The sequence below is a fragment of the Paenibacillus durus ATCC 35681 genome, assembly GCF_000993825.1.
In the GTDB taxonomy this organism is placed as follows: domain Bacteria; phylum Bacillota; class Bacilli; order Paenibacillales; family Paenibacillaceae; genus Paenibacillus_AQ; species Paenibacillus_AQ durus_B.
This window is the reverse complement of record NZ_CP011114.1, coordinates 4,811,069-4,824,764: the sequence shown is the minus strand read 5'-3', so window position 1 is coordinate 4,824,764 and position 13,696 is coordinate 4,811,069. Positions and strand designations below refer to the sequence as shown.

The window sequence follows — 13,696 nt, the reverse complement described above, 5'->3', positions numbered from 1 at the left end:
CAAGAAGCGCTTATTTTTGCCTGGAAAGGACGCTGGCCAAATTCAAAGAGCCTTGGGCAACCGCTAAAAGGCGGAAGTCAAAGGCTCTTGTCCGTACAATTATAATATTATTCCTATTAGAAATAGGTTTAAGCTTCGTAGTTGTACAGCGGTGTGCTGAGGTAACGTTCGCCGTTACTCGGAACGATTGCAACCACGCGTTTGCCGGCGCCCAGTTCCTTGGCTACTTTGATCGCTGCAAAAATCGCAGCTCCCGAAGAAATGCCGGACAGGATGCCCTCTTCTTTGGCTACACGGCGCGCTGTATCAAACGCTTCATCATTTTCAATATGAATAATTTCATCGTAAACATTTTGGTTCAGAATATCAGGGATAAAGTTGGCTCCGATACCTTGAATTTTGTGAGGTCCCGGTTTGCCTCCCGCAAGAATTGGCGAAGCCGCAGGCTCTACCGCGTAAATCTTGATATCCGGATATTTCTCTTTCAGCACTTCACCGGCGCCTGTAATCGTTCCGCCTGTGCCAATACCCGCGATGAAAGCGTCCAGCGACCCGCCGATCGAATCGATCGCTTCAACGATTTCCGGTCCCGTCGTTTCACGGTGAATCTTCACGTTGGCCGGATTCTTGAACTGCTCGGCAACAAAGTAGTTCGGGTTCTCAGCCAGAATGGCTTCGGCTTTCTTGACCGCGCCGTTCATGCCTTCCGATCCCGGTGTCAGAACCAATTCCGCGCCATAGGCGCGAAGCAGGTTGCGGCGCTCCAAGCTCATCGTCTCAGGCATAACGATAATGGCTTTGTATCCTTTAGCCGCCGCTACCATTGCCAGTCCGATACCCGTATTGCCGCTGGTTGCCTCAAGGATCGTATCTCCTGGTTTCAGACGGCCTTGCTTCTCGGCTTCTTCCACAATGCTGACCGCAATCCGGTCCTTAACGCTGGAGCCCGGGTTCTGGTATTCAAGCTTCACATAGATTTCCGCAGCACCTTCCGGTACGATCCGGTTCAGGCGCACAAGCGGGGTGCCTCCAATTAGTTCGGTTACATTGTTGACCACTTTAGACATGGGCAAAAACCTCCTTAGAATAATGAACGAGATAAAAGATTGCGTAACTTGTGACATCAGTCTTCAGCATTTGCCCCTTGGGTCATCAGCGGCCGCCTTAAAATTAACATGGTCATACCGGATCTGCCCGAAAGTTCAGGAAACGCCGCATGCCAAGCTGCGCGCTGCACAGCCCAGATGCAAGCTGCCGTGCTATTCCGACTAAATCAGTAGGTTTTACATTGATCTCATCTTATCAATCTTGAAGTCCCTTGTCAATATCTATTGCGGCATCATATTTGGCGCGGAGATCGCTCTCGACCTTCTGCAGCGGAGGAGCCTGCTCCAGTGCAAGCTCCATGCGGACCTGCTCTCTTATTTCCCGTTCGCTCGGCATCTTCGGGACGGTTACTTTGTCTGTCCGAATCACGGCATAACCGCCATCTACCTGAAACGGACCGGCAGCAGTGCCAGGGTCCAGCTCCGCCGCTGCCTTCAGCAGTTCCTGCGGCCAATAAGGATTGTCTTCCTCCACTGTACCGACCCGGCCCCCTCGAACCCTGCTGTCCTCATCAATCGAAAGCTGCTTTGCCAATTCCGCAAAATCCTCACCGTCTTCCAAACGGTTCAGCACCTGTTCCGCTTCCCTTTCGGAATTTACCTTAATAATTGACAGCTCGATCTCCTTAACCGGGTGAAGAAGGCTTGGGTCCTGCTGCAAATACTCATCGATCTCCCTTTCCCCGATTACAATTCCGGCCGTTGCCACCGCTTGGAGCATAAGCCTGTACCTGGTTTCTTCCCGGACTTCCTCCTTGGTCATGCCAAGCTCTGTTTCCATCTGCAAGTAATATTCTTCCTCCGAGCCGTAACCGGAAGCCGCCGTCCGCAATTCCCGGTCGACCTCCTGCTCTGAGACGGAGATTCCGAGCTTCTTGGCTTCCGTCTCTACCGCAATCCGGTTAAGCATGGCTAGCAGCACTTCATCGCCGTATCTATTTTGGAGCTCATCTCTCCACTCCCGCAGCGAGATGGATTGGCCGGCCACCTTCGCTATTCTTTTTCCGTCTCCGCCGTTCCCTTCCGTCCCTTTTCCCTTGCGCCATTCCCATATGAGAAGGACGGACAGAAGCAGAACCAATCCAGCCAGAACGAGAACGGAGTTGCGCAAAGCGCGTTCCTGTCTTGTCATTCCCACACGATCCTATTTCGCTTGATTGAGAATTTCCTGTAGCTCCGCCTTGTTAAAAGAATAGGCTTCGTTGCAGAAATGGCATACCACTTCGGCCTGACCATCTTCCTCGATCATCTGCTCCAATTCATATGCGCCGAGGCTGAGCAGAGTCTGCTCCACTTTCTCGCGGGAGCAATGACACTGAAATCTAATTTCCATTTCGTCCAGCACTTCCGTATCGGGCAAAATGCGGCGCAGCATCTCCTCCGGCTCCACACCCTGATCGAGCAGCGCTGTAACTGAAGGAGTCGAGCTTAAGTTATGCTCAATTTCCGTAATCTCCTCATCGCTCAGGCCCGGCAGCAGCTGAATAATAAATCCGCCAGCCACCTTGACGCTGTTATCCGTATCGACTAGTACACCTAGTCCCACCGCAGAGTTCGTCTGCTCGGAGACGGCAAAGTAATACGTAAAATCGTCGCCGAGCTCACCGGAAACAATCGGCACACTGCCACGGTAAGGCTCCTTGAGACCGAGATCCTTAATGACATGGATGAAGCCTTCGGTACCGACTGCTCCCGCCACGTCCAGCTTGCCCAGACTGTTGCTCGGCAGATGAACATGAGGATTCTGGACATAGCCGCGAACCTCTCCCTCAGCGTTAGCCTCTGCGACAATCTGCCCGATCGGACCGCCGCCTTTGACCTGGATATTGATCATTTCCTTGCCTTTGAGCATGGCGCCCATCATGGCGGCTGCGGTAACCGTGCGTCCGAGCGCGGCCGTAGCCGTCGGATACGTATCATGCCTGCGCTGAAGCTCGGCTGTAAGTTCCGTTGTGCGAACCGCAAAAGCCCGTACCCTGCCATTAAGTGCCGTTCCCCGTACCAATCGGTCTTTTTTATTTTGCATGGGTAATCAGCCCTCCTGTTATAAGTTGAATCCCGCTGTTATTGATTGCGGTCATAAATAATGCGCAGCCCCTCCAGGGTGAGCATCGAATCGATTTCATCAATGCAGTCCGTCTCGCCCGCAATTAGCGGCGCCAGTCCTCCCGTCGCGATGACCTTCAGTCTGGGAGCATTCATCTCGGCCTTAATGCGCCTTACAATGCCTTCCACCTGTCCTGCGTAGCCGAAAATAATCCCGGCCTGCATCGCATGCACGGTATTTCGGCCGATTACTTTCTTGGGCTTCTCGAGCTCGATTCTCGGCAGCTTGGACGCCCGCAGATATAACGCCTCGGTGGAAATGCCGATGCCCGGCACAATGGCGCCTCCCAGATAATTGGCGTTTCCGTCGATACAGTCAAATGTTGTGGCGGTGCCAAAGTCGACGACGACTAGCGGACATTGATAGCGCTCAATGGCGGCCACGGCGTTCACGATACGGTCCGCGCCGACCTCCCGAGGGTTCTCGTAACGCAGATTGAGCCCGGTCTTGATTCCGGGCCCGACTACCAGCGGCTCTTTGCCAATATATTTGACACACATTTCCACGATTACATGCACGAGCGGAGGGACGACGGAAGAAATGATGACTCCTTCCACATTTTTAACGGACAGACCCGACATATTAAATAAATTGTGAATCAAAATCCCGTACTCATCCGCGGTCGCTTGCCGCGCCGTGCTCAGCCGGAAATGGTGCAGGAGTTCCCGCTGCCGGTAAACCCCAAGCACAATATTCGTATTGCCGATATCCACGGCCAGCATCATGACAAAGCGTCCTCCTTCTTCTCATTCAGATCCAGACTGATATCCAAACTGGAAAAGGAATACGTGAGTCGTCCGACAGAAATGACATCGACACCCGTTTCTGCGATGCCGCGCACCGTTTCCAGCGATACACTTCCCGAAGCCTCCGTCTTCACATGCGGCGCCTTCGTCTTAATTTTACGCACAGCTTCTGTCATTAATTCAAGAGACATGTTATCGAGCATAATAATATCCGCGCCTGCGGCCAGCGCCTCCTCCACCTGTTCCAAGCTTTCCGTTTCCACTTCAATCGTCATGGTATGCGGAATGTTGGCCCGGGCTCTGCTGACGGCCTTCTGAATGCCCCCTGCGCCTTTAATATGATTATCCTTGATCATAACGGCATCGTATAAACCGAACCGGTGATTGGCGCCTCCGCCGACGCGAACCGCATACTTCTCCAGCATCCGGTGTCCAGGCGTAGTCTTGCGTGTATCCACCAGCTTTGCCGGCAGTCCGTCCAGCGCCTGCACGAACGAGGCTGTCCGCGTCGCCACCCCAGAAAGCCGCTGCATTAAATTCAGCGCAAGCCGCTCTCCGGTCAAAATCGCGTGGGTGCTGCCTTCCACTTCTGCAATCACGGTTCCCTTCGCTACATGTTCGCCTTCCTTCACGAATGGGGTAAAGGACAGGCCTGGATCGACTACCTCGAATACCAGCTCCGCGACGGGAATGCCGCAGACCACGCCTTCTTCTTTTGCATGAATAATTCCTTTGGACTGATGTCCGGGCGCAATCGTCGTCAGAGTGGTTACATCGCCGGAACCGACATCCTCCCTCAGCCAGTTCTTGATGGATTGCACCAGTTGTTCGTTATATCCGTTAAACATCATCGCTTGTCTCCTCCACTATGCCCAGTTCGCGAATCTGGAGCAAATGCTTCCGCCAATGCTCATCATCCCGCTGCGGAAAATCTTCACGGTAATGGGCTCCTCTGCTCTCCTCACGTGTAATCGCCGATTCCGTGATAAGCAGGCAGCAGGTCAGCATATTGGCAAATTCAAATTCTTCGCGCTTCGTGAGCGCCCCTCCAAAAATCGGCAGCTGCCGCTTCAGCTCTTCGAGCCCTTTGGACAGCATTTCCTCATTCCGCCGCAGTCCGACATAGCGGACCATGATCTTCTGCAGCTTCAGACGGCGTTCCACAATGGCCTGCGTCGAATGTTCATGGCGGCCCAAATCACAGCCCGCCGATAGATCTCTCTTATCCAGCTTCGGCAGGCTGCGGATCCGCTCAACAATACGCTGCCCGAAGACGACCGCTTCCGAGAGCGAGTTGCTGGCCAGCCGGTTCGCGCCGTGTACGCCTGTGGATGATACTTCGCCGCAGGCAAAAAGCCTTGGAACACTGCTCTCCCCGTTCAGGTCGGTCTTGATGCCCCCCATCATATAATGGGCAGCCGGAGCCACTGGAATCCAGTCGCTTGTAATGTCCAGACCGTAGCCGATGCAGGTCTCATATATCGTCGGGAACCGGCGCTTCACCATTTCCGCAGATTCATGAGTAATGTCCAGGTATACAAAAGTTGATTTCGTCTCTTCCATCTCGCTGACAATCGCCCGGGCGACGATATCGCGCGGCGCAAGCTCCAGCAGCTCATGATACCGCTCCATAAAACGTTCGCCCCGGATATTCCGCAGCACAGCTCCTTCACCCCGGACCGCCTCTGAAATCAGAAACCGTGGAGCGCCGGGATAACTGAGCGCCGTCGGATGGAACTGAATAAATTCCATATCGCGGATATGCGCTCCCGCCCGGTAAGCAATCGCCACTCCATCGCCTGTAGCGATTTCGGGATTCGTTGTATAGCGGTACAGTTGCCCCGCTCCGCCTGAACAGAGAACCGTCGCGGCCCCTTTCAGAAAGAGGCGCTCTCCATTCGGTTTTTGTACAAGCGCTCCGACGCACTCACCATCTTCCGTAACCAGGTCGATCACATAGTGATCATCCCACACCTCAATATTGTGATGTTCCAATACCTGCTGCACCAGCGCGCGCACAATTTCATAGCCGGTAGCGTCTCCGTTGGCATGCAAAATCCGCCGGTGGCTATGCGCTCCTTCCTGCGTCAGCGCCAATACACCGTTCTCCTTATCAAACAGCGTTCCAAGCCGGATCAGTTCACGAACCCCATACGGTCCTTCATTGACGAGTGCATCTACAGCAGCCGAGGAACACAGTCCGGCCCCGGCCATCAGAGTGTCCTGCCGATGGTACAGCGGAGAATCGTCTTCCGCGATTACGGCGGCGATGCCTCCCTGGGCATAACGCGTATTGCTCTCCATCAGCGATTTCTTCGTAATCATTACGACCCGCCGATCCTCGCTTGCCTTGATGGCTGTGAACAGTCCGGCGATGCCGGAGCCGATGACAATGCAATCCGTTTCTACGGTGGGAAGCTCCCGCAGGTCGAAATCAACCAAATACTGTGGAATCATGACCACTTTTCACCTGTTTCAATGAAAGAGTAGCGCATGCTACTTGACTTGTAGCATGCGCTCTAGAGATTGTCTGGCTTTGTCTGCGACTGTTGGCGGCACATAAATTTGCGGCTTCATCGTCTCCAGACATTTTACCAATTTTTTGAGATTGTTGACTTTCATATTGGGACAAACCAGGAATTTGGAAGCAAAATGGAAGTCCTTATCCGGACTATCCTTACGAAGCTGGTAGCCTGTCCCATCCTCGGTTCCCACAATAAATTCCTGACAGTCCGATTTCTTGCAGTAATCGATAATAGCGGTCGTGCTGCCGACAAAATCACCCATAGCCACGACCTCCGGACGGCATTCGGGATGAACGACAAACTGAGCATTTGGGTATTTGGCCTTCATTTCCACGACATCCTTGACGGTAAGCATGTCATGTGTGTTGCAGTAGCCTTCCCAGATAATCAGCTTTTTGCCGGTTTTCTCCTGAACATAATGCCCCAGATTCTTATCTGGAACCCAAATGATCTCTTCCGCGTCCAGCGACTCAATGACCCGGACGGCATTGGCAGAGGTACAGCATATATCCGTCTCCGCTTTAATTTCGGCAGAGGAATTGATATAGGTAACCACCTTGGCATTCGGATGCTTCGCCTTCAGCTTGCGAAGTCCCTCCACGTTGACCATGTCGGCCATAGGGCAGCCGGCACGCTCGTCAGGGATCAGAACTGTCTTGTCCGGAGCCAGGATCTTGGCGCTTTCACCCATAAAATGAACGCCGCAGAATACGATCACTTCCGCTTCCGTTGCGGCGGCCTTTTGAGCCAGCAAAAAAGAATCGCCGCGAAAATCGGCAACTTCCTGAATTTCATCGCGCTGATAATAGTGAGCCAAAATGATGGCATTCCGTTCCTTCTTAAGCTGTTCGAGACGTTCACGCAGTTGACGGTTTTGTTCTTGCTTGCGCTCCAGCGCCAGAGCTTCCACGGTACACGTTCCCCCTTATGTTTAACGGCGTATTCTCCGGTGTATCAAATCTGAAATGAAGCAGATTGTAAGAAGATATTCAGCATCATGTAAACGGTATATAGTTCGTAATATTTATCACTAATGTACACAACGTTCTTTGCCGTGTCAATCTAATGGATACGCTCTTACAGAAGAGGCTATTTCCGGCAGCTTACCTCTTGGCGATTAAAAAAAATCCGGAGAACAAATTCGTTCTCCGGATTTTATTGGTGCCTGCCCTGCGGCAGAATATCGGATTAGCTCAAGCCTGCTCCGCCGCCCTTATTCTCATCATTTCCGCTCTCTCCATCTTGCTGCGGATTGTTTGGAATATCTTTGGGCGAATCTCCCAGCGTAGCCTGAGGCTCACTGGTTTTGCCCTGAATGCGGACTTTTACATCGCCGATTGGATCAATAATTGGCTCTGCTCCTTCATTGGCAAGACTTTGGCCGTCAACCGGCTTGCCGTCTTCGGTCAGATAGCCCTGCTCGATCAGCTCTTTGATCTGCTCCAGCTCAAGCGTCTCTTTCTCCAGCAGCGTGCCTGCGATGAGATGCATTTCCTTCGAGTGCTTCTTCAGCAGCTCTCTGCATCGCTCATAACATTCGTTGATAAAACGCTGCATTTCCTGATCAATCTCGTAAGCGATCGAATCACTGTAATTCTGCTCGTGCCCGATATCGCGGCCCAGGAATACCTGGCCTTGGGAAGTGCCGAACTGCATCGGACCGAGCTTCTCGCTCATGCCGTATTCCATAATCATGCTGCGCACAATGCGCGTAGCCTGCTGGAAGTCGCTGTATGCGCCTGTGCCGATCTCTCCGATGAACATTTCCTCGGCTACCCGGCCGCCGAGCAGCCCGGTAACCTTGTCAAGCAGCTCCTGCTTCGTAACGAGCATACGGTCTTCCTTCGGAAGCATGATGACATATCCGCCTGCGCGTCCGCGCGGGATAATCGTCACCTTGTGAACCATGTCGGCATGCTCCAGGAAATATCCGGCGATCGTATGCCCAGCCTCGTGGTAAGCGACGATCCGCTTCTCGCGGTCGCTGATCACGCGGCTGCGCTTCTCGGTGCCGACGATGACCCGGTCGATGGCCTCATCCACTTCCCGCATGGAGATATCTTTGCGGTTGCGGCGGGCGGCGAGCAGCGCCGCTTCGTTCAGCAGGTTCTCCAGATCCGCGCCGGTGAAGCCGGTTGTGCGCTTGGCGATCACGTCAAGCTTCACGTCCTTGGTCAGCGGCTTGTTGCGGGAGTGAACCTTCAGTACTGCCTCGCGTCCCTTCACGTCAGGGCGGTCAACCGTAATCTGACGGTCAAAGCGTCCCGGACGAAGCAGAGCGGGGTCAAGAATATCGGCGCGGTTGGTAGCCGCGACGATGATAATGCCTTCGTTGCCGCCGAAGCCGTCCATCTCAACGAGCAATTGGTTGAGCGTCTGCTCGCGTTCATCATGCCCGCCGCCAAGTCCGGCGCCGCGCTGACGGCCGACGGCGTCGATTTCGTCGATAAAGATGATGCAAGGCGCATTCTTCTTCGCGTTCTCGAACAGGTCGCGTACCCGCGAAGCGCCGACGCCGACGAACATTTCGACGAAGTCGGAACCGGAGATGCTGAAGAACGGAACCCCGGCTTCACCTGCCACCGCGCGGGCAAGCAGTGTTTTACCTGTGCCCGGAGGACCTACGAGCAATACCCCTTTAGGGATGCGCGCACCCACGGCAGCGAATTTCCGCGGGTCTTTTAGGAATTCCACGACTTCGACAAGCTCCTGCTTCTCTTCGTCGGCCCCGGCTACGTCTTCAAAGGTGACCCGCTTCTTCTCTTCATTGTAAAGACGGGCTTTGCTCTTGCCGAAATTCATCACCTTTCCGCCGCCGCCCTGCGCCTGATTGAACAGGAAGAAGAACAGGATGAACATAATAACAAGCGGAATGATCGAAGACAGGAAGGTCAGCCAAATGCTGTCGCCCTCCATTTTCTTCTGGACGAATGGTATGTTGTTAGCCTGACTGGCTGCAGTCAGTTCTTCGATAGCCGCGTCCGTAGGAGGAATATATGTGGAGAAGCTCTGCGATTTAGCCCATTCCGGCTTCTCTTTATAAGAGCCGGTTACATTAAAGGCGTTGCCTTCGAACTGAACCGTCAAATCCTTCACATTGTTACTCTTAAGCTCCTGCCGTAACTGGTCATATCTGGGGAAATCGGCGGCTTCATTTCCATTGCTGACGAATTGGACAATGCCCACCACGACTAGAAATAAAATCAAATAAAAACCAGAATTTCGGATGAACCGATTCATCCCCTACCTCCTCTCGCAACACTTAAGTTATTGTACCATAGCCTGTCGGAGCACCTCAAACGCGAGGCGGCTTCAGGTAAATATTCCGGAAGACCAAGGCTGTGTATGAATTATTTAGAGTAGACCTCCGGCTTCAATACCCCGATGTAAGGGAGATTCCGATACTTTTCGGCATAGTCAAGTCCGTATCCTACAATAAATTCGTCAGGAATGACAAAACCGGTATAATCTGCCTCAAGGCTAACGGTACGACCCGCCGGTTTATCGAACAGAGTCACGACGGATACCGATGCAGCGTTGCGGTTGCGAAGCAGCTCAATCAGATAACTCAGCGTAAGACCGCTGTCGATAATATCCTCAACGATCAGCACGTGGCGGCCATCAACCGGAACGTCCAGATCCTTGATAATTTTAACTACGCCCGAAGATTTGGTTGTCGCGCCATAGCTTGATACGGCCATGAAGTCCATCTCGACCGGCACCGTAATGACTTTAACCAAATCGGCCATAAAAATAAACGCACCCTTCAGCACGCAAATGACCAGCGGATTGCGTCCCTCATATGCATCGCTCAGCTTGGCGCCAAGCTCTTTGATTCTCTGTTGAATCTCCTCTTCGCTGATCAAAATCTCCTGGATATCGTTCTGCAACCTGCGAACCTCCTAAGTTATACTATGAAAAACTGTCTGCGGCCATTACGGTTATCCTCTACAGGTCTTCAAGCGACAGCAGCAGAACCGAAGCCGTATGATCCCCGACGGCGGCATGAACCGAACGGCGAATGCCCGGAATCCAGACAATGTTTCCGAGTCCGTCACATACAAGGGGAATGCGTGAACGCTCGGTAGAAGGTATTTTATCATCAATGTAAATATCTTTTACCTTTTTGCTTCCGTTTAATCCCATGACTTTAATGGTATCTCCAGGCAACCGGGAACGAATCGTAAGCGGGAAGACCAGCTCTTTATAATCGAACCGGGCCGACATCCTGCCGCCTTCTCCCCTCAGAACCGTCTCATCCCCTCGCTCCGCCAGCGTCATTACGAGCGCCTTGTTAATCTCGCGAAGCTCAAGACGAGGCTGGAGCTTAGGCAGACAATAGGCGTAGCTTGCCTGATGATCCAAAGGAGCGGACAAGAAATAAATGGTATTATACTGCCGGATACAGGTTATACCGCGCCCCAAATCAAGACTCCACGCGGTGGGCATATCTTGCAGTATTCCCCGCCGCACTGCTTCAATCTTCGGAAAATCGGTTTCCGGCGTATCCGCTGACAGATAATTTAATATTAGTTTAATCAAACGCCGTTGTAAAGCGGAGTGCACAGCGGCAAAAGCCGCTCTGTCCAGCGTGCATTTACCCTGTTCCTGCAAGGCGATCTCAGCGAAGCACTTAGCGGCCGCATCTTCCATAAAATCATCCTCGGCGCCGGCGATTTCCGCCAGCTGCGTCAGCGACCGGCTCAGTCTCGGACTGTAGCGCGTCAAAAATGGAAGCACTTCCAGTCTGACCGCATTGCGTCTGTACTTGGTTTGCGCGTTGCTGGGATCTTCGGCATAAAGATAGCCTCGCTGCCGGCACACATCCATGAGCGCCGCTTTGTTAATACGGAGGAATGGGCGGATAAGTTCCACGTTTTTTTCCGTCCTTGCCCAGCGCATGCCCGCAAGCCCTGACAGACCGCTGCCCCGCAAGAGACGCATCAGAACCGTCTCGGCCTGATCGTCGGCATGATGAGCAAGCGCGACGGAACGCGCCCCCCGGCGCTTCGCCGTATCAATTAGAAAGCGGTAACGCTTCTCCCTAGCTGCTTCCTGCGGACCGAGCCCGCTTTCCTTCATAAAGGAAGGAATATCGAATTCGGCGAGTTCAAAGGGGATTCCGAGTGCTTCGGCCGTGCGGCGCACAAGCTCCGCTTCCTGCGCCGATTCGGCGCGGAAACCGTGGTTCACATGGGCGCAAATGAGCGTAAGCGGCATCCGGCTCCGGGATATTTCATGCAGAACATGCAAAAGAGCCACAGAATCCGGCCCTCCGGACACTGCGACTACAATGGCGTCTCTTGGACCCCACAGCCTGTGTTCTGCCGCGGCTTCCATCACCGAATCCACCAGTTCATTCCACTCGACCATATCCGGCTTCCTTTCCTGCCTGGCCGCGGTCTAGTCCGCAGCTTGATGACGGCATAAATCGAGATGCCGTCCGTATGTATAATCATAGAATATTAAAAATGATAAATCCAGTAGACGGTAAAAGCCAGCAGGCACAGCGACAGCGCAAAGGCGCCGGTCAGCCAGCCCGGAGTCGCCAGCGGCTCCGGCTTATAATGACGTGATGTGTAAACATGGCTCTTCCACATGTCCCTGGCTTCCGCCGACGTGGAAAATCCGCCCTTCAGCGCGAGCCTCAGCCAAGAGGCGAGCTTCTTATCGGGAAGCTGGCCCGCAAGCTTGATCAGATCGTCTCCGCTTCTTGTCTGCGGAAGCTGCCGCGATGCATTCTGAAGTCCGGGCTCGTCAAGCAGCCGCAAGCAGAGCACGGCGAAGGCGAACAGATCATAGCCTTCATCCCCGATCCGGCTGCCGGCATTCCAGTAGCCGCGGTCATGCCATTCCGTAAACTGCTTCACGCTGCGGCCGATAGGACCCGCCCCTCCGAAATCGATCAACTCGGCTTCGCCGTACTCCGATACCATGACATTTTCCGGCTTCAGATCACCAAAGATAAACCCGCATTCATGCAGTCCGCATAGTCTGTCCAGCAGCTGCAGTCCGATCAGACCAAGCCAGGAGGAACCTTTACGGGACAGAAAATAGTGGAGCGGCGTACCTTGAACATAGCGCATAACGTAAAAAGGAAATCCGCCTTCCGAAGCGTCGTCGGCCTCCAGGAAGTAGGCAGACATCGGCGACGTCCCCCTGGTACGCTGATCCCGCCGCACTCGGCAGGATTGAAGCGAAGTCAGCACGTTAATCTCCGACTGAAGATCAAGCGTGTCGTATCCGATTTTGAGCGCATACTTCTCCCTTCTCCCCTGCCGGTTGACCAAATATACCGTACCGTTTGCGCCCTTTCCAAGCAGCCGGTTCACGACATAACGGTTGCCCCGCCATTTGCCGGTAATGACTTCCCCCGGAGAACGGGGCGGATTAGACAACGTACCCACCAGGCATCCCTTCTCCTTCATCTGAATGAGCCGCCAGGCGGCCTTGATGTTCATCTAGTGTATCATACCCGAAATGTTCAAGCACCTTGAAAATCGCCGGGCCTGTCGGCGTCGCCCCCTTCATGCGGATTTTGCCGAACAGCTTACGGATGTCCGACACATTGCTGCTCCAATCCATATCGAGCACAGCCGCCTCGCTGGTAGAGCCCGGAAAATGGAATACGGAAATTTCGCTAACGCCCTCCCGCGCTTCAAGGCTGAGCGCCAGATCGCGGATCGCATCCTCCACCGCTGCGAGCTTCGGCTTCATGCTTGCGCTGGCGTCGATTAGAAGCGCCAGCCGCAGCGGCGCCGTCTCGCTGAGCTCATCCACCACCGTAACGACTTGCGAGCGTTTGGCCGGAGGCAGGTCCTCCAGAGAGCCTTCGCCCAGTATTTTTTTCACCTCCTTATTAACCGCCTGCTGAATCGTCTGAACCACCGTCTTGCGGGTCATCATCTGCATGGTCTGGGCCAGCTGCGGCGTACCGACGATCCGGCTGAGTCCGCCGCCCGCTTTGGCAATATCATCGATCTCCCTGCTCCCCAGCTCGCCGATCGTTCCATAATCGACGACCCCGATCACATTCACCGTTATCCCGTCCTGACGGGCATGCGCCGCCGCCATTACCGGGCTTTCTCCTACATTGGAGCATCCGTCCGTTATGAGTAAAATTTGCTTCATCTTTCTTCCTCCCGCCTCGTAAATGAATTCTCTCTTCCCTAGCTAGTATGATCCGGATTGAGAGATTCCAAACGTGGCGGA

12 protein-coding genes are annotated in these 13,696 nt (G+C 53.7%); all 12 read right to left on the bottom strand.

From position 1 onward, the window contains the following. Positions 1-128: 128 nt before the first annotated feature. Positions 129-1,067, bottom strand: coding sequence for a cysteine synthase A (gene cysK, locus VK70_RS22525; protein ID WP_025699589.1), 939 nt, complete (start codon positions 1,065-1,067; stop codon positions 129-131). Between the two features lie 235 nt (positions 1,068-1,302). Further along, positions 1,303-2,238 carry a peptidylprolyl isomerase gene (locus tag VK70_RS22520; RefSeq protein WP_025699591.1) on the bottom strand — a complete coding sequence of 312 codons (936 nt, stop codon included), beginning with the start codon at positions 2,236-2,238 and terminating at the stop codon, positions 1,303-1,305. A 12-nt stretch (positions 2,239-2,250) separates the two neighbouring features. Then, positions 2,251-3,132 carry an Hsp33 family molecular chaperone HslO gene (gene hslO / locus VK70_RS22515; RefSeq protein WP_025699593.1) on the bottom strand — a complete coding sequence of 294 codons (882 nt, stop codon included), beginning with the start codon at positions 3,130-3,132 and terminating at the stop codon, positions 2,251-2,253. A 38-nt stretch (positions 3,133-3,170) separates the two neighbouring features. Further along, positions 3,171-3,938: a type III pantothenate kinase gene (locus VK70_RS22510; RefSeq protein ID WP_025699595.1), complete on the bottom strand. Its 768-nt coding sequence runs from the start codon at positions 3,936-3,938 to the stop codon at positions 3,171-3,173. After that, complete coding sequence (gene nadC, locus VK70_RS22505; RefSeq protein WP_025699596.1) at positions 3,935-4,810, bottom strand: carboxylating nicotinate-nucleotide diphosphorylase; 876 nt, start codon at positions 4,808-4,810, stop codon at positions 3,935-3,937. Before nadC ends, VK70_RS22510 begins: the two co-directional genes overlap by 4 nt. Continuing rightward, positions 4,800-6,416, bottom strand: a complete 1,617-nt coding sequence (gene nadB / locus VK70_RS22500) for an L-aspartate oxidase (RefSeq protein WP_046723776.1) — start codon at positions 6,414-6,416, stop codon at positions 4,800-4,802. The genes nadC and nadB overlap by 11 nt, the downstream gene beginning before the upstream one ends. 39 nt (positions 6,417-6,455) lie before the next feature. Further along, the gene (gene nadA / locus VK70_RS22495; RefSeq protein ID WP_025700114.1) at positions 6,456-7,394 is read right to left on the bottom strand and encodes a quinolinate synthase NadA; all 939 of its coding nucleotides are present in this window, start codon (positions 7,392-7,394) and stop codon (positions 6,456-6,458) included. Positions 7,395-7,672: 278 nt separating this feature from the next. Beyond that, positions 7,673-9,724 carry an ATP-dependent zinc metalloprotease FtsH gene (ftsH, locus tag VK70_RS22490; RefSeq protein WP_025700117.1) on the bottom strand — a complete coding sequence of 684 codons (2,052 nt, stop codon included), beginning with the start codon at positions 9,722-9,724 and terminating at the stop codon, positions 7,673-7,675. A 110-nt stretch (positions 9,725-9,834) separates the two neighbouring features. Beyond that, positions 9,835-10,374 carry a hypoxanthine phosphoribosyltransferase gene (hpt, locus tag VK70_RS22485; RefSeq protein WP_025700119.1) on the bottom strand — a complete coding sequence of 180 codons (540 nt, stop codon included), beginning with the start codon at positions 10,372-10,374 and terminating at the stop codon, positions 9,835-9,837. Between the two features lie 58 nt (positions 10,375-10,432). Then, a complete protein-coding gene (gene tilS / locus VK70_RS22480; RefSeq protein ID WP_025700121.1) occupies positions 10,433-11,857 on the bottom strand; it encodes a tRNA lysidine(34) synthetase TilS in 1,425 nt (474 codons plus the stop codon). A gap of 92 nt (positions 11,858-11,949) precedes the next feature. Then, on the bottom strand, positions 11,950-12,891 hold the full coding sequence (locus VK70_RS22475; protein WP_025700123.1) for a serine/threonine-protein kinase: 942 nt from the start codon (positions 12,889-12,891) through the stop codon (positions 11,950-11,952). Beyond that, a complete protein-coding gene (locus VK70_RS22470) occupies positions 12,875-13,615 on the bottom strand; it encodes a vWA domain-containing protein (RefSeq protein ID WP_025700124.1) in 741 nt (246 codons plus the stop codon). Before VK70_RS22470 ends, VK70_RS22475 begins: the two co-directional genes overlap by 17 nt. Positions 13,616-13,696 lie beyond the last annotated feature (81 nt).

Coding starts and splice junctions, on each gene's coding strand:
- VK70_RS22520 (WP_025699591.1), bottom strand. CDS start 2,238: ATGACAAGACAGGAACGCGCTTTGCGCAACTCCGTTCTCGTTCTGGCT.
- tilS (WP_025700121.1), bottom strand. CDS start 11,857: ATGGTCGAGTGGAATGAACTGGTGGATTCGGTGATGGAAGCCGCGGCA.
- VK70_RS22470 (WP_025700124.1), bottom strand. CDS start 13,615: ATGAAGCAAATTTTACTCATAACGGACGGATGCTCCAATGTAGGAGAA.
- VK70_RS22510 (WP_025699595.1), bottom strand. CDS start 3,938: ATGATGCTGGCCGTGGATATCGGCAATACGAATATTGTGCTTGGGGTT.
- nadB (WP_046723776.1), bottom strand. CDS start 6,416: ATGATTCCACAGTATTTGGTTGATTTCGACCTGCGGGAGCTTCCCACC.
- ftsH (WP_025700117.1), bottom strand. CDS start 9,724: ATGAATCGGTTCATCCGAAATTCTGGTTTTTATTTGATTTTATTTCTA.
- nadC (WP_025699596.1), bottom strand. CDS start 4,810: ATGATGTTTAACGGATATAACGAACAACTGGTGCAATCCATCAAGAAC.
- cysK (WP_025699589.1), bottom strand. CDS start 1,067: ATGTCTAAAGTGGTCAACAATGTAACCGAACTAATTGGAGGCACCCCG.
- hslO (WP_025699593.1), bottom strand. CDS start 3,132: ATGCAAAATAAAAAAGACCGATTGGTACGGGGAACGGCACTTAATGGC.